Raw genomic sequence first — 26,048 nt, 5'->3', positions numbered from 1 at the left:
CGTTACGCCGGGACCGACGCCACGCCCGGGGCGAGGAACCGCTTCCCGGTCACCCGCTCGGAGACGCCCTCACGGTCCAGGTACGGCGTGATGCCGCCCAGGTGGAACGGCCAGCCGGCGCCCGTGATCAGGCACAGGTCGATGTCCTGCGCCTCGGCCACGACGCCCTCGTCCAGCATGAGCCCGATCTCCTGGGCCACCGCCTCCAGGACGCGGGCGCGCACCTGCTCCTCGGTGAGGACCACGTCGCCCTGCTTGAGCAGCGCGGAGACCTCCGGGTCCAGCTCGGGCTTGAACCCGTTCTCGGCGGAGTAGACGTAGAACCCGCGCTTGCCGGCCTCGACGACCGCCTTGAGGTTCGGGGACACCGTGAAGCGGTCCGGGAACGCCCGGTTCAGCGTCTCCGACACGTGCAGGCCGATCGCCGGACCCACCAGCTCCAGCAGGACCAGCGGCGACATCGGCAGGCCCAGCGGCTCGACGGCCTTCTCGGCGACCTCGACCGGGGTGCCCTCGTCGATGACGTTCTGCACCTCGCCCATGAAGCGGGTCAGGATGCGGTTCACGACGAACGCCGGGGCGTCCTTGACCAGCACCGCGGTCTTCTTCAGCTTCTTGGCGACGGCGAACGCCGTGGCCAGCGAGGCGTCGTCGGTCTGCTCGCCGCGCACGATCTCCAGCAGCGGCAGCACGGCGACCGGGTTGAAGAAGTGGAAGCCGACCACCCGCTCGGGGTGCTGCAGCTTCGACGCCATCTCCGACACCGACAGGGAGGAGGTGTTGGTCGCGAGGACCGCGTGCGCCGGGGCGACCGCCTCGACCTCCGCGAACACCTTCTGCTTGACGCTCATCTCCTCGAAGACGGCCTCGATGATGAAGTCGGCGTCCGCGAAGCCCTCGGCCTTGTCCAGGACACCGGTCACCAGCGCCTTGAGGCGGTTGGCCTTGTCCTGGTTGACGCGGCCCTTGCCGAGCAGCTTGTCGATCTCGGCGTGCACGTAGCCCACGCCCTTGTCGATGCGCTCCTGGTCGATGTCGGTCAGCACGACCGGCACCTCCAGGCGGCGCAGGAACAGCAGGGCGAGCTGCGAGGCCATCAGACCGGCGCCGACGACACCGACCTTGGTGACCGGACGCGCGAGGTTCTTGTCCGGGGCGCCCGCGGGGCGCTTGCCGCGCTTCTGCACCAGGTTGAAGGCGTAGATGCCGGCGCGCAGTTCACCGCCCATGATCAGGTCGGCGAGCGCCTGGTCCTCGGCGTCGTAGCCCTTCTGCAGGTCGCCGTCCTTGGCGGCGGCGATGATGTCCAGCGCGCGGTAGGCGGCCGGGGCCGCGCCGTGCACCTTGGAGTCGGCGACGGACCGGCCCTTGGCGACGGCCTGGTCCCAGCCCTCACCGCGGTCGACGGCCGGACGCTCGACGACGATCTCGCCCTTGAGGACGGCCGCCGTCCAGATCAGCGACTGCTCCAGGAAGTCCGCGCCCTCGAACAGGGCGTCGGCGATGCCCAGTTCGTAGACCTGGTGGCCCTTGAGCTGCCGGTTCTGGTTGAGGCTGTTCTCGATGATGACCGTGACGGCCTTCTCGGCGCCGATCAGGTTCGGCAGCAGCGTGCAGCCGCCCCAGCCGGGCACCAGGCCGAGGAAGACCTCGGGCAGCGAGAACGCCGGCAGCGCCGCGGACACCGTGCGGTAGGTGCAGTGCAGGCCGACCTCGACGCCGCCGCCCATGGCCGCGCCGTTGTAGTACGCGAAGGTCGGCACCGCGAGGCCCGCGAGGCGCTTGAACACCTCGTGGCCGCCCTTGCCGATGGCGAGCGCGTCCTCGTGCCGCTTCAGCAGCTCGACGCCCTTGAGGTCGGCGCCGACGGCGAAGATGAACGGCTTGCCGGTGACCCCGACGCCGACGATCGTGCCCTCGGCCGCCTCCCGCTCGACCTGGTCGATGGCGGCGTTCAGGTTCGCCAGCGACTGCGGGCCGAAGGTGGTCGGCTTGGTGTGGTCGTGGCCGTTGTCCAGGGTGATCAGGGCGAAGCGGCCCGCACCCAGCGGCAGGTCGAAGTGGCGTACGTGCGCTTGGGTGACGACCTCGTCGGGGAACAGCTCGGCCGCACCCTTCAACAGCTCAGCGGTGGTGCTCACTTGTCCCCCTCGAAGTGCGGGTTCTCCCAGATGACCGTCGCGCCCATGCCGAAGCCGACGCACATGGTGGTCAGGCCGTAGCGGACGTGCGGCTGCTCCTCGAACTGGCGGGCCAGCTGCGTCATCAGGCGGACGCCGGAGGAGGCGAGCGGGTGGCCGAAGGCGATGGCGCCGCCGTACTGGTTGACGCGCTCGTCGTCGTCGGCGATGCCGTAGTGGTCGAGGAAGGCCAGGACCTGGACGGCGAAGGCCTCGTTGATCTCGAACAGGCCGATGTCGGAGATGGACAGACCCGCCTGGGCGAGCGCCTTCTCGGTGGCCGGGATGGGGCCGTAGCCCATGACCTCCGGCTCCACGCCCGCGAAGGAGTAGGAGACCAGGCGCATCTTGACCGGCAGGCCGTTCTCGCGGGCGAAGTCCTCGCTCGCGATGAGGGAGGCGGTGGCGCCGTCGTTCAGACCGGCCGCGTTGCCCGCGGTGACCCGGCCGTGGACGCGGAACGGCGTCTTGAGGCCGGCCAGGTTCTCCAGCGTGGTGCCCGGACGCATCGGCTCGTCGGCGGTGACCAGGCCCCAGCCCGTCTCACCGGCCTCCGGGGAGGTGCGGCGCACCGAGATCGGCACCAGGTCGGCCTGGATCTTGCCGTTGGCGTAGGCCTTGGCGGCCTTCTCCTGCGAGCGCACGGCGTACTCGTCGGCGCGCAGCTTGGTGATGTGCGGGTAGCGGTCGTGCAGGTTCTCCGCCGTCATGCCCATGAACAGGGCGGACTCGTCGACCAGCTTCTCGCTCACGAAGCGCGGGTTGGGGTCCACGCCCTCGCCCATCGGGTGGCGGCCCATGTGCTCGACACCACCGGCGATGGCCACGTCGTACGCGCCGAAGGCGACGGAGCCGGCGACCGTGGTGACGGCCGTCAGGGCGCCCGCGCACATGCGGTCGATGGAGTAGCCGGGCACCGACTGCGGCAGGCCGGCCAGGATGCCGGCGGTGCGGCCGATGGTCAGGCCCTGGTCGCCGATCTGCGTGGTCGCGGCGATGGCGACCTCGTCGATCTGCTTCGGGTCGAGGCCGGGGTTGCGGCGCAGCAGCTCCCGGATCGCCTTCACGACGAGGTCGTCGGCGCGGGTCTCGTGGTAGATGCCCTTCGGGCCCGCCTTGCCGAACGGGGTGCGGACGCCGTCGACGAAGACGACGTCCCTGACGGTACGAGGCACGATGGCTCTCCTCCAGGGTGCGGGGTGGCACTGCTGCGGCGCGCCAGCGCTGAGCGCGCGCTCAGGCCCATGCTACTTGTGGGTAACGTGGCTGCACAGCCCTACCCGGCACAGCGGCGAAGGTCACACCGGGTTCACGCCTTCGGCGCAGCCGCCCGGCCCGCGGCCCGTCCACCGCGCTCGGGATCTTGGCGCGATCCCGCCGCCGCGCTGCGCCGTCCGGGTGACCCGCCCGGGGCGGACGGGTCCGGAGCCGGCCGCGAGGAGGTCTCAGGCGGCCTCGGCCGACAGGGCCGTCACCAGGACCGGTGTCACCAGGTCCACCTGCCAGGGCCGGGCGCCGTGGGACGCCAGCGCCTCGGCCACCGAGTCGGCGGTCACGCTCTGCGGCGGCTCCCAGCACACCCGGCGCACGGTGTCCGGGGTGATCAGGTTCTCCTGGGGCATGGACAGCTCCTCGGCCAGCGCCGAGATCGCGGTCCGTGCCGCCGACAGCCGGGCCGCCGCGGCCGGGTCCTTGTCCGCCCAGGCCCGCGGCGGCGGGGGCCCGGTCACCGCCTGCCCCTGCTGCGGGAGCTGGGCCTCGGGCAGCGCCTTGGCCCGGTCGACGGCCGCCTGCCACTGCTCGAGCTGCCGCCGGCCCATCCGGTGCCCGAAGCCGTTCAGCGCGGCCAGCGCGTGCACGTTCGCCGGGAGTGCGAGGGCCGCCTCGACGATCGCCGCGTCGGACAGCACCTTGCCGGGCGACACGTCGCGCCGCTGCGCGATCCGGTCGCGCGCCTCCCACAGCTCCCGCACGACCGCGAGCTGCCGGCGCCGCCGCACCTTGTGCATGCCCGACGTGCGCCGCCAGGGGTCCTTGCGGGGCTCGGCCGGCGGGGCGGCGGCGATCGCCGCGAACTCCTGGTGCGCCCACTCCAGCTTGCCCTGGCGCTCCAGCTCCTTCTCCAGCGCGTCGCGCAGGTCCACCAGGAGCTCCACGTCGAGCGCGGCGTAGCGCAGCCAGGGCTCGGGCAGCGGCCGGGTGGACCAGTCGACGGCCGAGTGGCCCTTCTCCAGGACGTAGCCGAGCACGCCTTCGACCATGGCGCCGAGGCCGACCCGCGGGAAACCGGCGAGCCGTCCGGCCAGCTCGGTGTCGAACAGCCGCGTCGGCACCATGCCTATCTCGCGCAGGCAGGGCAGGTCCTGGGTGGCGGCGTGCAGCACCCACTCGGTGTCGCGCAGGGCCGCGCCGAGGGCGGAGAGGTCGGGGCACGCCACGGGGTCGATCAGCGCGGTGCCGGCCCCCTCGCGGCGCAGCTGCACGAGGTAGGCGCGCTGGCCGTAGCGGTACCCGGAGGCGCGCTCGGCGTCGACGGCGACGGGCCCCGAGCCGGCCGCGAAGGCGGCGACGACCTCGGCCAGGCCCGCCTCGTCGGCGATCACGGGCGGGATGCCCTCGCGAGGTTCCAGCAACGGTGTCGGCGCCCCAGGAGCAGTGGATCCGCCGTCGTCCGGAGGGGCGCCTCCGGTGGTTCGCAGTGAGCTGGCTGCTGCGGTTTCTTGGGCGTCGGTCACCGGTCAAGGGTATCCGTGCGTGACGGGCGCCCGCCGACGGAACGTTCCGTCGACGGGCGCCGGGGGGTCGTAATCCAGTCACTCCGGGCGAAGGTCCGGTGAAGACTGCGGGGCGGGAGGGGAGGGGAGGGCGGTGGTGGTCAGTGGATGATCCCGGTGCGCAGGGCCACGGCGACCATGCCGGCCCGGTCACCGGTGCCCAGCTTGCGGGCGATGCGGGCGAGGTGGCTCTTGACGGTCAGCGCCGACAGTCCCATCGAGACGCCGATCGCCTTGTTCGACTGCCCCTCGGCGACCAGGCGCAGCACCTCCACCTCGCGGCCGGACAGCTCGCGGTAGCCGCCCGGGTGGCTCGGGGCACCCGGGGGGCGGCGGTGGAGGCGGGCGGCGGCCGCGCCGATGGGGGCCGCACCGGGCCGGGTGGGGAGCCCGACGTTGGTGCGGGTGCCGGTGACGACGTAGCCCTTGACGCCGCCCGCGAGGGCGTTGCGCACGGCGCCGATGTCGTCGGCGGCGGACAGGGCCAGGCCGTTCGGCCAGCCCGCGGCGCGGGTCTCCGACAGGAGGGTCAGCCCGGAGCCGTCGGGCAGGTGGACGTCGGCGACGCAGATGTCGCGGGGGTTGCCGACGCGCGGACGGGCCTCGGCGATGGACGAGGCTTCGATGACATCGCGCACACCGAGCGCCCACAGGTGGCGGGTGACGGTGGAGCGGACGCGCGGGTCGGCCACGACCACCATGGCGGTGGGCTTGTTCGGGCGGTAGGCGACCAGGCTTGCGGGCTGCTCGAGGAGAACGGACACCAGGCCTCCTGGGGTGCGGGACGGCTTTCAAGGTCACAGACGTCTTCGGCACCAAACCCATGGGCCTTTAGAAAAAGATCACGATTTAGTGAGTAACAATCCGTGCAATTCGGACACGCGGTCGATCGTTCGGTGAACGAATCAGTTCGTTCGAGAGTGTGACCGTGACTGAAAGTGGCCGTATCGACAAAGAGACGGTCAATGAGGGTGTGGGCGGACAGAGAAAAAGCCCGGACCGTGCCGGGCTCGGGGGCGAGGGGGGTGAGAGGGCGAGGGGGCGGTGCGGGTCAGCGGGACTGCGGGCCGCGGCGCTGCGGCAGCGTCACCACCGACGCGTCGCCGGGGCCGGCCGGCGGCAGCCCCGCCACCTGGGCCAGCAGGTCGCACCAGGCCGCCAGGTGGGCGCCGGTGTCCGGCGCCCCGCCGAGGCCCTCGCGGGGCGTCCAGGAGGCGCGGATCTCGATCTGCGAGGCGGCCGGGCGCGCGGACAGCCCGCCGAAGTAGTGCGAGCTCGCCCGCGTGACGGTGCCGCTCGGCTCGCCGTACGTCAGCCCGCGCGCCTGCAGCGCGCCCGTCAGCCACGACCAGCACACGTCGGGCAGCAGCGGGTCGACCGCCATCTCCGGCTCCAGCTCGGCCCGGATCAGGGTCACCAGGCGGAACGTGCCCCGCCAGGCGTCGTGCCCGGCCGGGTCGTGCAGCAGCACCAGGCGGCCGTCGGCCAGCTCCTGCTCGCCGTCGACCACCGTCGCCTCCAGGGCGTACGCGAACGGCGCGAGCCGCTTGGGCGCCGGCGTCGGCTCGACCTCGATCTGCGGGCGCAGCCGCGCCGACCTCAGCGCGTCGACGGCGGCCCGGAAGGGCAGCGGAGTCGTCCTGGTCCCGTCCCGGTCCCCCTCGTTCACATCGTCCCTTCCGTCAGCGCCGTCCGACAGTGGATCCCGATCCGCAGCCATGCGGGGAAGATTAAGGGGAACGGGGGCCCCGCGCAGGGCAAGACACCCGTGTGGGGCGCGGCCACGTCGGCTTCCCGGCCATGGGAGACTTGCCGTCGTGAGTGCCAACGCCAGCCCGACGGGCATGCAGCCGACCGCGACGTACGACAGCCCCTTCCTGAAGGCGTGCCGGCGTGAGCCCGTGCCGCACACCCCGGTGTGGTTCATGCGCCAGGCCGGGCGCTCGCTGCCGGAGTACCGCAAGGTCCGCGAGGGCATCCCGATGCTCGAGTCGTGCACGCGCCCGGAGCTGGTCACCGAGATCACGCTGCAGCCCGTGCGCCGGCACGGCGTGGACGCGGCGATCTACTACAGCGACATCGTCGTCCCCCTCAAGGCCATCGGCCTCGACCTGGACATCAAGCCCGGGGTCGGCCCGGTCGTCGCCGAGCCGGTCCGCACCCGCGCCGACCTGGCCCGGCTGCGCGACCTGACCCCCGAGGACGTCTCGTACGTCACCGAGGCGATCGGCCTGCTGACCCGTGAGCTCGGCAGCACCCCGCTCATCGGATTCGCCGGCGCGCCCTTCACCCTCGCGAGCTACCTCGTCGAGGGCGGCCCGTCCCGCACGTACGAGAACGCCAAGGCGATGATGTACGGCGACCCGGAGCTGTGGGCCGACCTGCTCGACCGCCTCGCCGACATCACGGCCGCCTTCCTGAAGGTGCAGATCGAGGCCGGCGCCTCCGCGGTCCAGCTCTTCGACTCCTGGGCCGGCGCGCTCGCCCCGGCCGACTACCGCCGCTCGGTGATGTCCGCCTCCGCCAAGGTCTTCGACGCCGTCGCCGGCTACGGCGTGCCGCGCATCCACTTCGGCGTCGGCACCGGTGAGCTGCTCGGGCTGATGGGCGAGGCCGGCGCGGACGTCGTCGGCGTCGACTGGCGGGTGCCCCTCGACGAGGCCGCCCGCCGGGTCGGCCCCGGCAAGGCGCTGCAGGGCAACCTCGACCCGACGGTCCTCTTCTCCACCCCGCAGGCCGTGGAGGCCAAGGTCCGCGAGGTCCTCGACGCGGCCGCCGGTCTGGAGGGCCACGTCTTCAACCTCGGTCACGGCGTGATGCCGACCACCGACCCGGACGCGCTCACGCGCCTGACCGAGTACGTCCACACGCAGACGGCGCGCTGACCGGCCGGCCCCAGCGGCCGGCGGGACCTCACCACGTGTGCCGGGGGCGGGCGCGCCGGCCGAACAGGAGGCCGCCCGGCTCCGGCGGCGGGGGCGTGCCCGGCTTGAGCGGCCAGGCGAGCAGCATCCCCGCGAGGAAGCCGACGACGTGCGCCGCGTACGCCACGGTGCCCGCGTCCGAGACGCCCTCGCCGGAGGAGTACACGGCCTGGAGCGCGAACCAGAAGCCGAGGACCAGCCACGCGGGCAGCCGCAGCGGCAGGAACACCAGGAACGGCACCAGGACCCACACCCTGGCCTTCGGGTACAGCACCAGGTAGGCGCCGAGCACACCCGCGATCGCCCCGGACGCGCCGATCAGCGGTGCGGAGGAGCCGGCGTTGAACAGCGCGAAGCCGTACGCCGCCGCGTAGCCGCAGACCACGTAGAACAGCGCGAAGCGGACGTGGCCCATGCGGTCCTCGATGTTGTTCCCGAAGATCAGCAGGAACAGCATGTTGCCCAGCAGGTGCAGCCAGCCGCCGTGCAGGAACATCGCGGTGAAGACGCTGGCCACCGGTGACTTGTCGTAGCCGGGCGGCGCGACGACGCAGCCGGCGCCGTGCGCGCCCGTGCCCACCTCGCCGGTGGGGACCAGGCGCGGCATCTGGTGGTGGATCAGCTCCCGGGGCACGGCCGCGTAGTGCTCCAGGAACGCGTGCAGGTGGCAGCTCTGGGCGAGGCTGCTGTCGCCCGCCACGGAACCCGACAGGCCGGGCATGAACAGGAAGACGAACACGTTCGCGGCGATCAGCGCGTACGTCACCCAGGGGGTGCGGCGCACGGGGTTCACGTCATGGACGGGGATGACCACACGGGAGTACTGCCCCCGATCCGTTCGGCGAATCGGTGAACGGGGCCCTTCGTGCGCGCGTATGACTCGGCAACCGCCCGCGGCGCGGGGAAGGCGGGCCGCGGGGACGACGTGAGGAACAGGCGATGAACGACCGAGTGACGCCCGCGGTGCACGCGCTGCCCGACGGCGAGGCGGAGATCTCCCTCGTGGTGCGGCTCCCCTGGGAGGACGTGGCCCGGCTGGGCCAGGAGGCGGGGCGGCTCGCCACGCAGATGCAGCGCCCGGTGACGCTGGACGAGGCCGTCGGCCACCGGCTCCGCTCCCGCCCGGCCGCGGCCGCCCACGCCAAACCGGCGGAGCAGCCGCCGACGGCCGCGGTGTCGGCCCTGCCGCGGATCAGCGGAACGGGCTGAGCAGGGGCGGTGTGGCAGGCGCGGGGGCACCTGGACGGCCGGGGGCGCGGCCCCGGGGGAGCCGTCAGAGACCCCGCACCTTCGCCGCGGCCTTGCGCGCCGCCACCAGGACCGGGTCCCACACCGGGCTGAACGGCGGGGCGTAGCCCAGGTCCAGGGCGGTCATCTGCTCCACCGTCATGCCCGCCGTCAGGGCGACCGCCGCGACGTCGACCCGCTTGGCCGCGCCCTCCCGGCCGACGATCTGCACGCCCAGCAGCCGGCCCGTGCGGCGCTCGGCGAGCATCTTCACGGTCATGGGGGAGGCGCCGGGGTAGTAGCCGGCCCGGCTGGTGGACTCGATGGTGACCGCCTCGTACCGCAGGCCGACACGGCGGGCGTCCTTCTCGCGCAGCCCCGTGCGGGCGATCTCCAGGTCGCACACCTTGCTGACGGCGGTGCCGACCACGCCGGGGAAGGTGGCGTAGCCGCCGCCGACGTTGGTGCCGATGACCTGGCCGTGCTTGTTGGCGTGCGTGCCGAGGGCGATGTGCCGCTGCTGGCCCGAGACCAGGTCGAGGACCTCCACGCAGTCGCCGCCGGCCCAGATGTCGTCGTGGCCGCGCACCCGCATCGCCCGGTCGGTGAGCAGGCCGCCGTGCGCGCCGAGGGGCAGCCCGGCGGCCCGGGCGAGCGCGGTGTCGGGGCGCACGCCGATGCCGAGCACGACCACGTCCGCCGGGTACTCGGCGTCCTCGGTGGCCACCGCCCGCACCCACCCGTCGTCGCCGGTGAGGACCTCGGTGACCGTGGCGTCGTTCACCATGGTGATGCCGAGGCCCTCCATGGCCGCGTGCACCAGGCGGCCCATGTCCGCGTCGAGCGTCGACATCGGCTCGCTGCCGCGGTTCACGACGGTCACCTCGTACCCGCGGTTGATGAGCGCCTCCGCCATCTCCACCCCGATGTAACCGGCGCCCACCACGACCGCCCGGCGGCCCCGCGCGCGGGACAGCGTGTCCAGCAGGGCCTGCCCGTCGTCCAGCGTCTGCACGCCGTGGACGCCCCGCGCGTCGATGCCCGGCAGCTCCGGGCGCACCGGCCGCGCCCCGGTCGCCAGGACCAGCCGGTCGTACGACGTCCACGACTCGGCCCCCGAGTCCACGTCCCGCGCGCGGACCCGCTTCCCGGCCACGTCCAGCTCGGTGACCTCGGTGCGCAGGCGCAGGTCGATGCCCCGCTCGCGGTGCTCCTCGGGGGTGCGCGCGATCAGCTCGTCCCGCTCGGACACGTCACCGCCCACCCAGTAGGGGATGCCGCACGCCGAGAACGACGTGAAGTGGCCGCGCTCGAACGCCACGATCTCCAGCGCGTCGGGACCCTTCAGCCGCCGGGCCTGGGACGCGGCCGACATGCCCGCCGCGTCCCCGCCCACCACGACCAGCCGCTCCCGCCCGGGACGTGCACCGTCATCGCTCATGCTCATGCGAACACGCTAAGCGGGCGCGGCATTTCAGTGCCGGCCGCCCTCCTGTCCCGGCCCGGCGGGATGGGCCGGCAGGGTGGGCCCGGGGTGCGTGGGCGGAACGGGCGGGGGCGTGCTCGCCGGACGGCGGGCGGCCCGCCGTGAGCGCAGCACGCGCCGCGCCACCAGCCCCACGACCAGCGCCAGGGCCGCGAACGGCAGGACCGCGGCGAGGGCCGTCACCAGCCACCGCAGCATCGTCACGAACGCGCCCCAGCCGCCCGCCAGGGCGTCCAGCAGGCCGGGGCCGTCGTCCCGGTCCGCCCGCGCCTCCGGCTTCTCGGCCAGGGTCAGGGTCACGGTCGCCAGGTCGGTGCGGTCCTTCAGGGCGGCCTGGCGGGCGAGCAGCGACTCCAGCTCGGTCTCCCGGGTGTTCAGCTCGCCCTCCAGCAGCAGCACGTCGCTGAGCTTGGTGGCCCGTCCCATCAGCTCGCGCACGCGCGCGATGCCGGCCCGCTGCGACGCCACCCGGCTGTCGACGTCGACGACCTGGTCCGTGACGTCCTGCGCCTTCGCGGTGCGCTCCAGCAGCGTGCCGGTGCCCTGGAGCGCGGTGAGGACCGTCTCGTAGTTCCCGACGGGCACGCGCAGCACCACGCGCGTGTGCTCGACGCCGTGCTCGTCCCGCGTGGTGGTCTCGTCGCCGACGTAGCCGCCGGCGCCCTCGGTCGCGGTGCGGGCCCGGTCGAGGGCCCGGGGCACGTCCGCGACCCGGACGGTCAGGGACGCGGTGCGGATGATCCGGTCGCCGGGGAGCGCCGGCGGTGCGGTGGCCCGTGCCCCCGCCCCGGACTTCGCGCCGCTGCCGCCGCCCGGACCGGCGGCCTTCTCGTCGGCGGCCCCGTCCTGGGCGCCCTGGTACTCGCCGGCCTGGTCCTGACCGACGGCCGCCTTGTCGGCGGAGCCGCTGGAGGCGCCGGAGTCGCCGCCGCCGCACCCGGCCAGGGCGACCGAGGCGGCCAGCAGCAGACCGGCCAGGAGCCGGACCCGCGGCCGGGCCGGACCCCGTGCCGGGGAAGGTGCTGGGGCGGAGTCTCGTACGGAACGTCGTGTGCGCATGCGGGTGTGACCCCCCGAGGTGAAGTCGTGACGTGGTGACGACTGACGCTCCTTCGACGCGGCGGGGCGCCGGGACGTTGGCGGTGCCGGGTCCCGAACAGGTCCCGAACAGGTCACGGTGCGTTCCCGGTGGGCGGGCGGACGGGCCGTGCGGGGCTGTCGGTGGCGTCTGAGAGGGTGGAGCCATGAGCGCAGCGCGTACGGGAGCGGGGCAGCGGGTCGTGGTCGTCGGAGCCGGCATCGCCGGGCTCGCCGCCGCGCACCGGCTGCTGGACCGCGGGGCCCGGGTGACCGTCCTGGAGGCCGGGACCCGGCTCGGCGGCAAGCTGGTGGCCGGCCGGATCGAGGGCGTCCGCGTCGACCTCGGCGCCGAGTCGATGCTGGCCCGCCGTCCCGAGGCCGTCGGCCTCGCGCGCGAGGTGGGCCTCGCCGACCGGCTCCAGCCGCCCGCCACGTCGACCGCCGCGATCTGGACCCGCGGCGCCCTGCGCCCCATGCCCAAGGGCCACGTCATGGGCGTCCCCGGCACCGCCGACGCCCTCGCGGGCGTGCTGTCGGACGAGGGCCTGGCCCGCATCGCGCGCGAGGCGGACCTGCCGCCCACCGGGATCGGCGACGACGTGGCCGTCGGGGAGTACGTGGCGGCCCGCCTCGGCCGCGAGGTCGTCGACCGTCTCGTCGAACCCCTGCTGGGCGGGGTGTACGCGGGTGACGCCTACCGCCTCTCGATGCGCTCCGCGGTCCCGCAGCTCTTCCGGGCCGCCCGCGAGCACCCCACGCTCACCGAGGCGGTGCGGGCGGTCCAGGGCCAGGCCGCCGCGGCCGCGCAGTCCGGGCCGGTGTTCCTGGGCCTGGAGGGCGGCGTCGGCACCCTGCCGGTCGCGGTCGCCGGGTCCGTCACCGCGCGCGGCGGCGAGATCCTCACCGGGCGGACCGCGACCGGGCTGCGCCGGGACGCCGAGGGCGGCTGGCGGGTGACCGCCGGGGACCGGGTGCTGTCGGCGGACGCCGTGGTCGTCGCCGTCCCCGCGCCCGCCGCCGCCGACCTGCTGGCCGCCGAGTGCCCCGGGGCGGCCGCCGAGCTGCGCGCCGTCGAGTACGCCTCCATGGCCCTGGTCACCCTCGCCTACCGCCGCGCCGACGTGTCCCTCCCGCCGGGCAGCGGGTTCCTCGTGCCGCCCGTGGACGGCCGCACCATCAAGGCGTCGACGTTCTCCGCGCAGAAGTGGGCCTGGAGCGCGCAGGAGGACCCGGAGCTGTTCGTCCTGCGCACCTCCGTGGGCCGCTACGGCGAGACGGAGGTCCTCGGCCGGGACGACGCCGAACTGGTCGAGGTCTCGCGCCACGACCTGCGCGAGGCCACCGGTCTGACCGCCGCGCCGGTCGCCGGCCTCGTCACCCGGTGGACCGACGGCCTGCCCCAGTACCCCGTGGGCCACCACGCGCGCGTGGCCCGCATCCGCGCGCACGTGGCCGCGCTGCCCGGCCTCGCCGTGTGCGGCGCGCAGTACGACGGCGTCGGCATCCCGGCCTGTGTCGCGAGCGCGTACGCGGCCGTGGACCAGCTCGCCGGGGACCCGCGCGGTGTGCAGCGGCTCACCGCCGACCCGGTGCAGAGCCTGCACGGCGGAGCGGGAGAATGAGGGCATGAGTGACGACGCCCCCACCACCGAGCCCGGCAGGATCCCGAACAAGGGCAAGCTGGCCAAGGACCTCAACGAGGTCATCCGCTACACGCTCTGGTCGGTCTTCAGGCTGAAGGACGTGCTCCCCGAGGACCGCTCCGGCTACGCCGACGAGGTGCAGGAGCTCTTCGACCAGCTCGCCGCCAAGGACGTCACGGTCCGCGGCACCTACGACGTGTCCGGCCTGCGCGCCGACGCGGACCTGATGATCTGGTGGCACGCGGAGACCAGCGACCAGCTCCAGGAGGCGTACAACCTCTTCCGCCGCACCCGGCTCGGCCGCGCCCTCGAACCCGTCTGGTCGAACATGGCGCTGCACCGCCCGGCGGAGTTCAACCGCTCGCACATCCCGGCGTTCCTCGCCGACGAGACGCCGCGCGACTACGTCAGCGTCTACCCCTTCGTGCGCTCCTACGACTGGTACCTGCTGCCCGACGAGGACCGCCGCCGCATGCTCGCCGACCACGGCAAGATGGCCCGCGGCTACCCGGACGTGCGCGCCAACACGGTCGCCTCGTTCTCGCTCGGCGACTACGAGTGGATCCTCGCCTTCGAGGCCGACGAGCTGTACCGCATCGTCGACCTGATGCGTCACCTGCGCGCCTCGGAGGCCCGTCGCCACGTGCGCGAGGAGGTGCCGTTCTACACCGGCCGCCGCAAGTCGGTGGCGGACCTGGTGGCCGGCCTGGCCTGAGCGGCCGCGCGCGGGACGGCGAGTCCGTCCCGGCCCCAGCGGGTGCGGGGGAGCACCGGGACGCGCCCGGTGCTCCCCCGCCTCACTGCGCCGGGGCGCGCGGTTCCGGCTCCGCGCGCCCGGCGCAGGCGGCCCGCCGCACCGGCAGCCGCCCTTGGAGGAGGTATGCCTCCAGGTGCCCGTCGACGCACCGGTTCGGCCCGCCGGCGATGCCGTGGGTGCCCGCGTCCCGCTCGGTCACCAGCACCGAGCCCGACAGCCTCCGGTGCATCTCCAGCGCCCCCTCGTAGGGCGCGGCGGCGTCCTGCTCGGCGGCCAGGATCAGCGTCGGCGGCAGCTCGCCCGGTCCGGTCCGCACGTCCACCGGCCGCTGGCGCGGCCCCGGCCAGTACGCGCACGGCAGGTTCGCCCACACGTTGTCCCACGTCTCGAAGGGCGCCACGCGCGCGAGCCGGGTGTTGTCCCGGTCCCACACCCGCCAGTCGGTCGGCCAGGGCGCGTCGTTGCACTCCACGGCCGTGTAGACGGCGCGGGAGTTCTCCGCCTCGGCGGCCGCCTCCCGTACCGGCCCGGCCTGCGCGACGAGCTGCTCCGGCCGGCCCCTGAGGTACTCCGACAGCGCCTCGGCGCGGTGCGGCCAGTAGTCGTCGTAGTACGTGGCCTGGAGGAACGCGCCCTGGAGCTGGGCCGGTCCGACGGTGCCGCCCGCCGGTTCGGCGGCCAGCCGGTCCCGGGCGCGCTCGTAGCTGCGCTGCACCTCCTGCGGGGTGGCGCCGAGGCCGTACACGTCGTCGTGCCGGGCGACCCAGTCGCGGAAGTCCGCCCAGCGGGCCTCGAACGCCGCCGACTGGGCGAGGTTGTCGCGGTACCAGATGTGCTCCGGGTCCGGGTCCACCGGCGCGTCGAACACCATCCGCCGCACGTGCGAGGGGAACAGCGTCGCGTACAGCGCGCCGAAGTACGTGCCGTACGAGGCGCCCATGAACGTCAGCCGGTTCTCGCCCAGCGCGGCGCGCAGCACGTCCAGGTCGCGGGCGTTGTTCAGCGAGTGGTAGTGCCGCAGGGCGTCGCCGGAGCGCTCGGCGCAGCCGCGCGCGTACGCCTTGGCCCGCGTGATGCGCTCGCGCTTGTACGCCTCGGACGGGTGGGTCGGCGCCGGCGACGGGCCCTTGAAGAAGTGCCCGGGGTCCTCGCAGGACAGCGGGGCGGAACGGCCCACGCCGCGCGCGTCGTAGCCGACGAGGTCGTAGGCGGCGCCCAGGCGCTTCCACTCGGGCAGCAGGCCGGTCAGCGGGAAGTACAGGCCCGAGCCGCCGGGGCCGCCCGGGTTGAAGACCAGCGAGCCCTGCCGGGGGACGCGCCGCCCGCCGCTCTGCGGGTCCTTGCCGGTGGCCTCGACGCGGCTGACGGTGAGCTCGATCTGCCGGCCGTCGGGGTGGGCGTAGTCCAGCGGCACGGTGACCGTGCCGCACCGGATGCCGGCGGGCAGGTCCTCGGCGTCGGGGCACGCGCCGAAGTCGATGCCGGTGGCGGCGGCGCGGGCGGCCGCGACCGCGGTGCCGTGCCGTTCGGCGATGCCGGTGGCGGCGGGGGCACCGGGGGAGATGGGGGAGCCGGCCGCCGGGACGGCGGTGAGCGTGGACAGGAGCAGGGCTCCGGCGGCCGTGTGGAGGGCGGCAGCTCGCATCGCGGGTCCCTTCGGTGCGCGGCGGCGACGATAGGGATGGTTGGTGCGGGGGTGGGGCGAGGCAAGCACCGTCGGCGGGTGTCGGCCCCGATGCCCCCGTACGCCCCCCGCGCACGCCGCGCGTGTGCCGCGCCTGCGGACCGCGTGTCAGTCGCGCTCGTACGCCTCGCGGTGCCCGAACGCCGCGCGCAGCTCCGGCCCGCCGACCGCGCGGACGCCACGGACGGCCACCGAGGTCAGGTAGGAGTGGTCGTCGCCCTCGCCGCGGTGCCGGGCCAGCGCGCCCAGCAGCCGCTGCCCGGCCGGGGACGCCCAGGGGGCGTACGGTCCCGTCTCGCCGCGCGCGATGAGCAGGCAGCCCAGCGCGAGGGCGAGCGGCAGCGCGAACCAGAGGGCGACCATCGGGCGGGGCGGCCCGGAGGCGCCCGGCGCCAGCAGCGCCGCCGTCCCCAGCACCAGCACCGCGACGGCGGCGGCCCGCACCTGGCGCACCCCGGCCGCGACGTCGGTCCGCGCCCCGGCGGGCACCGCGAGCCCCGCGGTGACCAGTCGGTCGGCGAGGCCGCGCACGGCGTCGGCGGCCGCCGCGGCGGCACGCACGGGCGCGATGCGGGACTGGCCCCCGGGGCCGATGGCGCCGATCACGGACCGCTCCATCTCGTCCCGGCCGCGCGGGTCCACGACGGTGGCCCAGCCGGTGGGGGCGAGCAGCAGCCGGCGCTGCCGCGCCATCGCCACCATGGTCAGGTCGGCGACCCGGGCCGGACCGCCGGACAGGAACGCGGCCTCGTAGAGCGTCAGGTCGTGGGCGCCGCCCGCGCCCGCGTCACGCCGGTCGAGCGCGGCGGCGCGCACGGCGGCCAGGCACAGCCGACCGCACGCCGCACCCGCGACGACCCAGGCGAGCACCAGCAGGAGGACCCAGAGCATGCGGTGTTTCTATGCCAGGAACACCCCCCGTGACCATGCCCTGTTCGCCATGCGGACAGGATGTCGCGGTGGGGTGACGTTCCGGTGGGGTTCCCGTTCCGGTGCGGGCGCCCCGCGCAGCTAACGGCGCATCAGCACCCGGCCCATCCGCGCCACCCGCGCCGCCCGCGACCGCCGCCGGGGCGCCGGTCCCGACCGGTCCAGCCACCACTCCCGCAGCTCCCGCGTGGCGCGCCCCTCCGCCAGGTCCCCGCTCAGCAGCACCCACTCCGCGAAGTCCAGCGCGTCCTGGCGGTAGCCGCCGCGCATCGGGCGGCTCTGCGCGTACGACAGGAACGCCGGCCGGTACGCCGTGCCCAGCACCACCGGGAGCTCCGGCGCCACCTTCGCCACCACGCCCGCGCGCTTGGCGGCCAGCGCCCGCGCCTGGATCCCGAGCCGCGTCCGGTCGAAGCCCTCCGGCACCGGCGTCCCCGCCACCAGCGCGGACAGCAGCGCCGTCTGCGCGAGCGCCACCCGCTCCCGGACCCGCTCCCCGGCTTCCCCGGCCTCTCCGGCTTCCCGGGTTTCTCCGGCTGCCGCGGTGCGCCCGACGGCGACGGGCTCCTGCGCCGGCTCCGGGTGCCGCGACCGCGTCCCCGTCCGCACGGCCTCCCAGATCGCCCGCAGCTCCCGCTCCAGTTCGCCCGCTCCGGGGAAGTCCTCGTCCCGCTCCAGGAGCACCCCGGGCGGTGCCACGCGGGAGGCGAGGTCGGTCAGGATGTCGAGGACCGGGCCCGGCACCGGGTGGGCGTGGCTGTCGTGCCAGACGCCGTCCTTCTCGACCCCGCCCGCGACGTGGACGTACGCGATGGCCTCCACCGGCAGTTCGGCGAGCGCCTTGGCCGGGTCCTCGCCGCGGTTGACGTGGTTGGTGTGGAGGTTGGCCACGTCGATCAGCAGCCGTACGCCGGTGCGCTCGACCAGCTCGTACAGGAACTGGCCCTCCGTCATCTCCTCGCCCGGCCAGGAGATCAGCGCGGCGATGTTCTCCACGGCGAGCGGCACGGGCAGCGCCCGCTGGGCGATGCGGACGTTCGCGCAGAGGACGTCGAGCGCGTCCCGGGTGCGCGGCACCGGCAGCAGGTGGCCGGCCTCCAGCGGCGCGGACGCGGTGAGCGGACCGCCCGCCCGGACGAACGCGATGTGCTCGGTGACCAGCGGGGCGCCGAGCGCCTCGGCCCGCTCGGCGAGCGCGGCCAGCCGCCCCTCGTCGGGCCGCTCGGCGCCGCCCAGGCCGAGCGAGACGCCGTGCGGCACGACCGTGACCCCGCGCTCGCGCAACCGCAGCAGCGACTCGGGCAGGTGGCCCGGGCAGAGGTTCTCGGCCACCACCTCGACCCAGTCGACGCCGGGCATCCCCTCCACCGCGTCCGCGATCTCCGGCCGCCAGCCGATGCCGGTCCCCAGTCGCACCATGGTCCCCTCCTCGTGCCCTGCCCCCTCCGTGGTGAACGGGGTATGGCCCCGGCGCGCGGCGGCGAACCGCCCCGCGGGCACCTTCAGAGGAACATTTGAGGTTGGCGCCGGGACCGGGCGCCCGCCCGGGGGACCGGACGGTCCGGCTCCGCGGGCCGGCGGGCTCAGCGCAGCGCCGGGTGGTCCGCCACCACCGTGCAGGAGCCCGGTGCGATCTCCGTGAAGCCGGCGTCCCTGACCAGCGGCAGTCCGCTCCCGGTCAGCTCCCGCCAGCGCCCGGGGGCTGCGGTGCGCACGGCGAGCGGGAAGCCGGCCTCGCGCCAGGCCGTGCGCTCCGGCTCGGGCAGGGCCCACCAGGCGAGCTGGGCCCCGTGTCCGGCCTGGGCCATCGCCTTGCCCGCGGACATGTCCAGCTCGGGGTTGAGCCACAGCACCGGCACCCCGGGCTCGGCGGCATCCGGCGCCTCGGGGTCGTCGAGGTCGGTGCCGGACACCTGGAGCCTGGCCAGGTCCTTCGGCCACCCGTCCAGCGGCACCGGCGGGAACACCCGCACCTCGGCCGCCTTCCCCGTCACGGTGATCCCGGGCAGGGCCTCGGCCCGCCGCCACTCGGCGCCGCGGGCCCGCCGGACGACCTTGCGGATCCGCGCGTCCTGCCAGTCGCGCACCGCCTCGGCCCACTCGCCGTCCCCGGTGGAGCGCGCGTCGCTCAGCATCACCAGGACGGCCCGCGCGGCGGTCTCCAGGGCGTCGGTGCGGGCGGGCGGTGCCGCCTTCTCGATCCGTACGACCATCGGCAGCACGAACTGCGGGGCCAGGTCACGCTCCTCGGAGGCGTGCCGGAAGGGGCTGTCGGCGGGGGACCGGTGGAAATCGCTCACACCGCCCCACCCTAAATCAGCCCGAGCAGGCGGTGCGCTGCGCCTCCTTCCACTCGCACACCGGGCACAGCGTGATGCCCTTGTACGACTCCGGGTACTCCGTCGGCTCCCGGCACAGCACGCACTCCGCGTACGGCGGGCCGTCCGCCTTCGGCGGCCGGGTGGCGTCGATCAGGCAGTACGTCTCGTCGGTGCCGGTGCCGGTGCCGGTGCCGGTGCCGGTGCCGTCCTTCTCCTCGCTCATGACTCCAGCGTAGGACGGCGCGGGACGCGCTCAGTGGCGGGCGCCCGCGGTGCCGATCAGCTCGGAGACCTTCACGAAGCGGTAGCCGCGCCGGCGCAGCTCGGGCACCACCGAGCGGACCACGCGCTCCGTGGTGGGCGCGGCGCTGCGGGTGCAGTGCAGGACCACCACGGACCCCGGCCGCACCCCGTCGAGCACCTGCCGGGCCACCGCGTCCGCGTCCGTCGCGAAGGCGTCGCCGCTGACCACGTCCCACTGCACGGCCGTGACGCCGGTGCCACTGACCGCGCGCAGCGCCCGCCGGTCGTAACAGCCGCCGGGGAAGCGGAAGTACGGCATGGCGTCGGTGATCCCGGCCGCTCGGAACGCCGTGTAGGCCCGCTCCACGTCGGCGCGCATCCGGTCCTCGGGGACGGTCGGCAGGCCGTAGCAGTCGGCGGTGAAGGCGTAGTGGCTGTAGGAGTGGTTGGCGACCTCGAAGAGCGGGTCGTGGCCGAGGGCGCGGGCCTGGTCGGGGTACTGCTCCGCCCACCGGCCGGTCATGAACACGGTCGACGGCACCCTGAGCGTGCGCAGCGCCCGGATCAGGCCGGGGTTGTCGAAGTGCTCCCCGGCGGCGGCGCGCGGCCCCTGGTCGGCGGTCATGTCGGCGTCGAAGGTGAGGGCGACCGTCCGGCCCGCGGTGCGGGGCGCGTGCGTGAACACGGGCGTGAGCCCCGCCGGTCCCGGCGCCAGCGTGGGCGGCCGGGACGGCGCGGGCGGGGCGGGCGGCGCGGAGGAGGCCCGGGTGAGGCTCGGCGCGTGCGGTGCGGGGGCGGCGCCGGGCCCCGGGGCCGTGCCGCAGGCGGCGAGGGCGGCGCCGAGGGCGCAGAGTGCGGTGAGCACCGTGAGACGGCGTACGGGAACGATCACCGCATGACCATACGAGTGTGATCGTCGTACTGATGTGACCGTCCGGGCGGCCCTCCGCCGGCGTCACCCCCGTGGCTCAGCCGTGCCAGGGACCCGTCACGGCGAACGTGGTGCCGGGGGTGTAGCAGTTGACGAACATCGTCCGCCCGTCGGGGGAGAAGGTGACCCCGGCGAACTCGCCCCACTCCGGCTGCTCGGCGGTGCCGATGTTCTGGGCGTTGCGGGCCATCGCGTAGACCTCGCCGTGCCGGGTGACGCCGAAGACGTGCTGGGCGCCGTTGCCGTCCTCGCAGACCATCAGGCCGCCGCTGGGGGCGAGGCAGATGTTGTCGGGGGACTCGCCGGGCAGCCGCACGTCGGTGTCGGGGCCGAAGACCACGACCAGGGTGAGGCGGTGGTGGTCGGGGTCGTAGCGCCAGATCTGGCCGAAGTGGTCCGCGGCCGAGCCGTCGGCGCCGCGCGCGAACGACGACACGAAGTACACCGAACGGCCGCCCCAGTAGCAGCCCTCCAGCTTCTGCGCGTGGGTGATGCCGCGCGGCCCGAAGTCCTGCAGGCGCACGGGCGTGCCCTGGGCGAGGGGATCGGGCACGTCGACCCACTCGACGCGGTCGAAGGAGGTGCCGGTCTCCTGGATCGAGGACAGGTCGGGCACGTCCGGCACGCGCAGGGCCTGGAGCCGTCCGCCGGCCCGCAGCGAGCCGGGGCCGCCGAGCGGCTTCTCGGGCAGGAACCGGTAGAACAGGCCGAACGGCTTCAGGAACGCGTCCTCCGTCTCGTAGACGACGCCCCGCCGCGGGTCCACCGCGATCGCCTCGTGCTGGAAGCGGCCCATCGCGGTCAGCGGGACGGCGCCGGAGCGGTGCGGGTCCGCGCCGTCGACCTCGAAGACGAAGCCGTGGTCCTTGGTGTAGCCGTTGGTGCCGGCCCGGTCCTCGGTCTCCTCGCAGCTCAGCCAGGTGCCCCAGGGGGTGGGCCCGCCCGCGCAGTTGACGGCCGTGCCGGCGAGGGCCACCCGTTCCGACACCACCTCGCCCCGGGCGTCCAGGACCAGGGCCGTACAGCCGCCCTTGCCGGCGGGGTCGTAGGTGAGGCCGTCGATCACGGGGACGGGCACCCGGGCGTCGACGCGGTTCTCGTGGTTGCGGACCAGATGGACACCGCCGCGGCCGTGGCGGCCGGCGAAGGCGGCCATGCCGTCGTGGTGCGAGGGGACCGGGCCCTCGCCGGAGCGCAGCGGGTCGCCCTCGCGGGACAGCACCCGGTAGCGGAATCCTTTCGGCAGGTCGAGCAGGCCGTTCGGGTCGGGGACGAGGGGGCCGTAGCCGGTGCGGCCGAGGGGCTGCGCGGCGGCGGTGCCGGCGAAGAGCTCGGCGAGGGCCCCGCCGAACGCGATGCCGGCTCCCACGGCACCGGTGCGGGCGAGCAGTTGACGACGGGTCGCGGACATACGGGGACGACCTTCCTGCTGGCGGACAGGGACGGTGATCCCGTCGTGTCTACCACCCGGTGCGCGCCCCGGGAACCACGCCCGGTGCCCGTGTCACGGCTCGACGCGCGGTGGGGGAGGCTGCTGCTGGGCCTTCTCCAGGAACCGCAGCAGCTCCACCGGGAAGGGCAGCACCAGGGTGGAGTTCTTCTCGGCGGCCACCGCGACCACCGTCTGGAGCAGCCGCAGTTGCAGCGCGGCCGGCTGGTCCGACATCTCCTTGGCGGCCTCGGAGAGCTTCTTGGACGCCTGCAGCTCGGCGTCGGCGTTGATGATCCGGGCCCGGCGCTCGCGGTCGGCCTCGGCCTGGCGGGCCATGGAGCGCTTCATCGACTCCGGCAGCGACACGTCCTTGATCTCGACCCGGTCGATCTGCACGCCCCAGCCGATCGCCGGGCTGTCGATCATCAGCTCCAGGCCCTCGTTGAGCTTCTCCCGGTTGGAGAGCAGGTCGTCCAGCTCGCTCTTGCCGATGATGGAGCGCAGCGAGGTCTGCGCCATCTGGGAGACGGCGAAGCGGTAGTCCTCGACGTTCACGATCGCCGCCGCCGCGTCCACGACCCGGAAGTACACCACCGCGTCCACCCGCACGGTGACGTTGTCGCGGGTGATGCCCTCCTGGGCGGGGATCGGCATCGTCACGATCTGCAGGTTGACCTTGCGCAGCCGGTCGACCGCGGGGATCACCGTCGTGAAGCCGGGTGTGCGCACGTCGCCGACGACGCGGCCCAGCCGGAACACCACCCCGCGCTCGTACTGCTTGATCACCCGGGCGCCCGCCAGCAGGTACGCGGCCCCGCCGGCGCCGACCGCGACGGCCGCCGTCACCAGTTCCTGGAGCATGACGACCCCCTTCACCAGAGGTCCCAGAGGTCTGAATCGCCTGCTCTGCCACGATATGCCCACCGTCCGGTCCGGGGCCACGCCCCCCTGCCCGGACCGGACGGCGGACGCGTGGCCCCGGCCCGCTCAGCGCAGGGCGGTCATCCTGACCGGCTCCGTGCCGGCGGCGCTGTGCCGCTCGGCCCAGTTCTCCAGCGCCGTGCGGCAGGCGTGGTCGAGGTGGTGCAGGCCGGACAGGTCCAGTTCGACCGGACGGTCCTGGGGCAGCGCCTCCAGGCTGTCGAGGATCCTCGGCAGCCGCAGGAAGGTGGCGTTGCCCGCGAGGTACGCCCGGATCGGGCCGGCGCCCTTGTCGACGACGTCCAGCTTCACGGCCGAGGCCTCCCACGCGGTCTTCACCACGGACAGGGCCAGGCCGATGAGCACTCCCTCGAACATGTTGACCGCGACGATCGACACCGCCGTGACCACCAGGATCAGTGCCTCACCCCGGTGCCGCCGCCACAGCGCGGCGACACCGCGGAACGGGATCAGCTTCCAGCCCGCGTGGACCAGGACGCCGGCCAGCGCGGGCAGCGGGATGAGCGCCAGCGCGGACGGCAGCAGCGCCGCGAACAGCAGCAGCCACGCGCCGTGCAGGACCCGGGACGCCTTGGTGCGGGCCCCGGCCTGGACGTTGGCGGAGCTGCGCACGATCACCGCCGTCATGGGCAGCGCGCCGAGCACGCCGCACACCGCGTTGCCCGCGCCCTGCGCCATCAGCTCCTTGTCGTACGCGGTGCGCGGACCGGTGTGCAGCCGGTCCACGGCGGCCGCGCTGAACAGGCTCTCCGCGGAGGCGATCAGGGTGAAGGCGAGGATCGTGCCGAGCAGCGCCGGGTCGGCCAGGCCGCCGAAGGCGTCCGCGCCGGGCGGCTGGACGGCGGACAGCAGCCCGTCCACCTCGACCGTCGCGACGGGCAGGCCGAGGGCGAGGACGGCGAGCGTCGCCAGGACGACCGCGGCGAGCGCGCCCGGCACGGCCCGGGCCCGCGCCGGGAGCCTCCTCCACGCCACCATCACCGCGACGGTGCCCGCGCCCACCGCCAGGGAGGCGAGCGCCCCGGTGCTGCCGACGGCGTCCACCGCGGCCCCGGGCAGGCCCAGGATCTTGTCGAGGCCGGAGGCGGGCGCCTTCAGCCCGGCCGCCGCGTACAACTGGCCCGCGATGATGACCAGTCCGATGCCGGCCAGCATCCCCTCGACGACCGAGACGGATATCGCCCGGAACCAGCGCCCCCACTTCAGGGCGCCCATGAGGAGCTGGAGCAGTCCGGTGGCCAGCACGACGACGCCGAGCGCGGGCAGCCCGAAGCGGTCGACCGCCTCGAAGACCAGCACGGTGAGCCCGGCGGCCGGCCCGGACACCTGCAGGCTGCTGCCCGGCAGCAGGCCGGTGACCAGGCCGCCCACGATGCCGGTGACCAGGCCCAGTTCGGCCGGTACACCGGAGGCGACGGCGACGCCCACGCACAGCGGGAGCGCGACGAGGAACACGACGAGCGAGGCGGCGAGGTCCTGCCGCAGGTGGGGGAACCTCGACGACGGGGAGGTCACGGAGGTCATGGCGGGCCTCACCGGGTGCCCGCGATCGGTGCCGGGAGGGCCCGCGCGGCGCGGGAGACGGGGAACGGGGCGGCGGGGGACCGGCCTTCAACGAGGCGGGCGAAACCCTCGGGGCGGTGCCCGGGCATACGGGCGTGGTGGAAGAGCGGCTGCATGATGGGCTGATTCCTCCTGGCGCGCCGTGGGGGGCGCGTCGGACGTGCAGGACAGGTGGGGAGGCGCTGTTCTGCGTCCCTCTCAGCAGCGGAAGACCTGCAGGGCTGCGGGAGAGTGGCCCGCCGGGGCTCTCGGCGGGCGGTGGTGGGCCGCCCCGGCCGCGGACGGCGGGTGCGGGACGGCGTCGTCGTGGGCGGCGCGCTCCACGCCCTGCGGCGGCGCGCCGGCGGCGACGGCCCGCGCGCGGTCGCGGGTGCGCAGGGGAGCGGTCGGTGCCCCGGGCCGGTCGCAGTCGCGGTGGGTCACGCGCTCGTCGCGCAGCGCGGCGGGGGAGGGGGCGGTCCCGGCCCCGGGCCGGGCCTCGGCCTGACCGGCGGTGTGCGCGGGTGCGAACGGTGGTGCGCACGCGTCGGACGCGACGAAGGGGAGGACGAGCAGGAGGGCGGTGAGCAGTCCGGCCGCGAGCCGGGCCGTCGCACGTCGGACCATGCGCCCCCCTCCCGCGATCCCTGCTTCTGGCGCGCACCAAAGAATGGTCAACGGCTGGTCAAGAACCACGGTAGCGGCGTCCCGCCCTTTGCAGGGTGAACTCCGTGTTACGCGCCCGACTGCGCCCGAAAAACGAGGGGTCGTGGCGCGATCCGTCCGGACGCGGGGCCGGGACGGCCGGTCAGGCGGGGGCGGCCAGCCGCTGCCCGTCGCGGGCCAGGGCGGTGAGGCGGGATATCGCGCGGAAGTACTTCTTGCGGTAGCCGCCGTTCAGCATCTCCTCGCTGAACAGCCGGTCGAAGGGCAGCCCGGAGGCCAGCACCGGGACCTCGCGGTCGTAGAGCCGGTCGGCCAGCACCACCAGGCGCAGCGCCGTCGACTGGTCGGGCACCGGGCGGACGTCCGTCAGGCACACCGCCCGCAGGCCGTCGGTCAGCGCGCCGTACCGGCTCGGGTGGACCTTGGCCAGGTGCTCGAGGAGGTGCGCGAAGTCGTCCAGCGAGGCGCCCTCGGTGGCGTGCGCCGCCTTGGTGACGGCCTCGTCGGAGCAGGGCGCCGGCGCCTCGGGCAGCCCGCGGTGGCGGTAGTCCTCGCCGTCGATGCGCAGGGTGCGGAAGTGCGCGGACAGCCCCTGGATCTCGCGCAGGAAGTCGACCGCCGCGAAGCGGCCCTCGCCGAGCTTGCCGGGCAGGGTGTTGGAGGTGGCGGCGAGCGCGACGCCCGCCTCGACCAGCTTGCCGAGCAGGGTGGAGACCAGCACGGTGTCGCCCGGGTCGTCCAGCTCGAACTCGTCGATGCACAGCAGGCGGTGGCCGGAGAGCGTGCGCACGGTCTGCTGGAAGCCCAGGGCGCCCACCAGGTTGGTCAGCTCCACGAACGTGCCGAACGCCTTCAGGGAGGGGTCCGCCGGGGTGGCGTGCCACAGGGAGGCGAGCAGGTGGGTCTTGCCGACGCCGTAGCCGCCGTCCAGGTAGACCCCGCGCGGTCCGGCCGGGGCCTTGGGTGCCCGGGACCGGCCGAACCCGAGGAAGCCCCGCTTGGCCCCGCCGACGGCGTGCGCCCCGCCGAGCCCGCCCGCGAACTCCTCCAGCACCTGCACCGCCTCGCTCTGGCTGGGCTGCCCGGGGTCGGGGACGTACGTCCCGAAGCGCACCGAGTCGAAACGCGGCGGCGGCACCATCTCGGCGACCAGCCGGTCGGCGGGCACGTGCGGCTCGCGGGCGCACAGGGACAGCGGGGCGGCCCCGGCGCGGGGGCCGAGGTCGGGGGCGGGGGTGGAGGACGACACGGTTCCCCAGCTTACGGGGCGTGCCAGACTGCCAGGC

General features: G+C 74.8%; 23 protein-coding genes. 4 read left to right on the top strand and 19 right to left on the bottom strand.

Annotation, left to right across the window (positions count from 1 at the left end; all coding sequences use genetic code 11):
- Positions 1-2: 2 nt before the first annotated feature.
- The 5 genes from E4U92_RS07040 to E4U92_RS07020 all read right to left on the bottom strand — a co-directional run bounded on the left by E4U92_RS07040 (position 3) and on the right by E4U92_RS07020 (position 6,674).
- Positions 3-2,141 carry a 3-hydroxyacyl-CoA dehydrogenase NAD-binding domain-containing protein gene (locus tag E4U92_RS07040; protein WP_137299368.1) on the bottom strand — a complete coding sequence of 713 codons (2,139 nt, stop codon included), beginning with the start codon at positions 2,139-2,141 and terminating at the stop codon, positions 3-5.
- Complete coding sequence (locus tag E4U92_RS07035; RefSeq protein WP_137299367.1) at positions 2,138-3,355, bottom strand: thiolase family protein; 1,218 nt, start codon at positions 3,353-3,355, stop codon at positions 2,138-2,140. Before E4U92_RS07035 ends, E4U92_RS07040 begins: the two co-directional genes overlap by 4 nt.
- 270 nt (positions 3,356-3,625) lie before the next feature.
- Positions 3,626-4,915, bottom strand: a complete 1,290-nt coding sequence (locus E4U92_RS07030) for a ribonuclease D (RefSeq protein ID WP_137299366.1) — start codon at positions 4,913-4,915, stop codon at positions 3,626-3,628.
- A 140-nt stretch (positions 4,916-5,055) separates the two neighbouring features.
- The gene (locus tag E4U92_RS07025) at positions 5,056-5,718 is read right to left on the bottom strand and encodes a helix-turn-helix transcriptional regulator (RefSeq protein WP_067229335.1); all 663 of its coding nucleotides are present in this window, start codon (positions 5,716-5,718) and stop codon (positions 5,056-5,058) included.
- Positions 5,719-6,005: 287 nt separating this feature from the next.
- Positions 6,006-6,674, bottom strand: coding sequence for a DUF3000 domain-containing protein (locus E4U92_RS07020; RefSeq protein WP_137299365.1), 669 nt, complete (start codon positions 6,672-6,674; stop codon positions 6,006-6,008).
- Between the two features lie 97 nt (positions 6,675-6,771).
- Between E4U92_RS07020 and hemE the strand changes: the two genes are divergently transcribed.
- Positions 6,772-7,839, top strand: a complete 1,068-nt coding sequence (gene hemE, locus E4U92_RS07015; protein WP_137299364.1) for a uroporphyrinogen decarboxylase — start codon at positions 6,772-6,774, stop codon at positions 7,837-7,839.
- A 28-nt stretch (positions 7,840-7,867) separates the two neighbouring features.
- Here hemE and E4U92_RS07010 read toward each other — a convergent pair whose 3' ends face one another.
- Positions 7,868-8,692: a rhomboid family intramembrane serine protease gene (locus E4U92_RS07010; RefSeq protein ID WP_137299363.1), complete on the bottom strand. Its 825-nt coding sequence runs from the start codon at positions 8,690-8,692 to the stop codon at positions 7,868-7,870.
- 125 nt (positions 8,693-8,817) lie between these two features.
- On the opposite strand from E4U92_RS07010, the gene E4U92_RS07005 reads away from it, so the two are divergent.
- The gene (locus tag E4U92_RS07005; protein ID WP_137299362.1) at positions 8,818-9,087 is read left to right on the top strand and encodes a hypothetical protein; all 270 of its coding nucleotides are present in this window, start codon (positions 8,818-8,820) and stop codon (positions 9,085-9,087) included.
- Positions 9,088-9,151: 64 nt separating this feature from the next.
- Here E4U92_RS07005 and E4U92_RS07000 read toward each other — a convergent pair whose 3' ends face one another.
- Together E4U92_RS07000 and E4U92_RS06995 are read right to left on the bottom strand one after the other, a co-directional pair.
- Entirely contained in the window at positions 9,152-10,546 is a 1,395-nt protein-coding gene (locus E4U92_RS07000; RefSeq protein WP_137299526.1) for an FAD-dependent oxidoreductase, read from the bottom strand.
- A gap of 33 nt (positions 10,547-10,579) precedes the next feature.
- A complete protein-coding gene (locus E4U92_RS06995) occupies positions 10,580-11,650 on the bottom strand; it encodes a DUF4349 domain-containing protein (protein ID WP_137299361.1) in 1,071 nt (356 codons plus the stop codon).
- Positions 11,651-11,835: 185 nt separating this feature from the next.
- Between E4U92_RS06995 and hemG the strand changes: the two genes are divergently transcribed.
- Entirely contained in the window at positions 11,836-13,293 is a 1,458-nt protein-coding gene (gene hemG, locus E4U92_RS06990; RefSeq protein ID WP_137299360.1) for a protoporphyrinogen oxidase, read from the top strand.
- 4 nt (positions 13,294-13,297) lie between these two features.
- Positions 13,298-14,029: a hydrogen peroxide-dependent heme synthase gene (gene hemQ, locus E4U92_RS06985; protein WP_067229357.1), complete on the top strand. Its 732-nt coding sequence runs from the start codon at positions 13,298-13,300 to the stop codon at positions 14,027-14,029.
- An 82-nt stretch (positions 14,030-14,111) separates the two neighbouring features.
- Here hemQ and E4U92_RS06980 read toward each other — a convergent pair whose 3' ends face one another.
- From E4U92_RS06980 to zapE, 11 genes are all read right to left on the bottom strand, one after another.
- Positions 14,112-15,716: an alpha/beta hydrolase gene (locus E4U92_RS06980; RefSeq protein WP_137299359.1), complete on the bottom strand. Its 1,605-nt coding sequence runs from the start codon at positions 15,714-15,716 to the stop codon at positions 14,112-14,114.
- A 147-nt stretch (positions 15,717-15,863) separates the two neighbouring features.
- Complete coding sequence (locus E4U92_RS06975; protein WP_137299358.1) at positions 15,864-16,646, bottom strand: TIGR04222 domain-containing membrane protein; 783 nt, start codon at positions 16,644-16,646, stop codon at positions 15,864-15,866.
- A gap of 120 nt (positions 16,647-16,766) precedes the next feature.
- On the bottom strand, positions 16,767-18,104 hold the full coding sequence (locus E4U92_RS06970; RefSeq protein ID WP_137299357.1) for an MbnB/TglH/ChrH family RiPP precursor modification enzyme: 1,338 nt from the start codon (positions 18,102-18,104) through the stop codon (positions 16,767-16,769).
- Between the two features lie 164 nt (positions 18,105-18,268).
- Positions 18,269-18,985, bottom strand: coding sequence for a peptidyl-tRNA hydrolase (locus tag E4U92_RS06965; protein WP_168725051.1), 717 nt, complete (start codon positions 18,983-18,985; stop codon positions 18,269-18,271).
- Positions 18,986-19,001: 16 nt separating this feature from the next.
- The gene (locus tag E4U92_RS06960; protein WP_168725031.1) at positions 19,002-19,229 is read right to left on the bottom strand and encodes a hypothetical protein; all 228 of its coding nucleotides are present in this window, start codon (positions 19,227-19,229) and stop codon (positions 19,002-19,004) included.
- A gap of 30 nt (positions 19,230-19,259) precedes the next feature.
- A complete protein-coding gene (locus tag E4U92_RS06955; RefSeq protein WP_168725050.1) occupies positions 19,260-20,141 on the bottom strand; it encodes a polysaccharide deacetylase family protein in 882 nt (293 codons plus the stop codon).
- Between the two features lie 76 nt (positions 20,142-20,217).
- Complete coding sequence (locus tag E4U92_RS06950; RefSeq protein WP_137299356.1) at positions 20,218-21,591, bottom strand: alkaline phosphatase PhoX; 1,374 nt, start codon at positions 21,589-21,591, stop codon at positions 20,218-20,220.
- 93 nt (positions 21,592-21,684) lie between these two features.
- On the bottom strand, positions 21,685-22,473 hold the full coding sequence (locus tag E4U92_RS06945; RefSeq protein WP_137299355.1) for a slipin family protein: 789 nt from the start codon (positions 22,471-22,473) through the stop codon (positions 21,685-21,687).
- Positions 22,474-22,599: 126 nt separating this feature from the next.
- On the bottom strand, positions 22,600-24,078 hold the full coding sequence (locus tag E4U92_RS06940; protein WP_137299354.1) for a SulP family inorganic anion transporter: 1,479 nt from the start codon (positions 24,076-24,078) through the stop codon (positions 22,600-22,602).
- A gap of 237 nt (positions 24,079-24,315) precedes the next feature.
- Entirely contained in the window at positions 24,316-24,723 is a 408-nt protein-coding gene (locus tag E4U92_RS06935; RefSeq protein WP_137299353.1) for a hypothetical protein, read from the bottom strand.
- Positions 24,724-24,904: 181 nt separating this feature from the next.
- Positions 24,905-26,011: a cell division protein ZapE gene (gene zapE, locus E4U92_RS06930; RefSeq protein WP_137299352.1), complete on the bottom strand. Its 1,107-nt coding sequence runs from the start codon at positions 26,009-26,011 to the stop codon at positions 24,905-24,907.
- Positions 26,012-26,048 lie beyond the last annotated feature (37 nt).

The organism is Streptomyces galbus (assembly GCF_005280195.1).
In the GTDB taxonomy this organism is placed as follows: Bacteria; Actinomycetota; Actinomycetes; order Streptomycetales; family Streptomycetaceae; genus Streptomyces; species Streptomyces galbus.
This window is presented reverse-complemented; position numbering and strand designations above follow the sequence as displayed.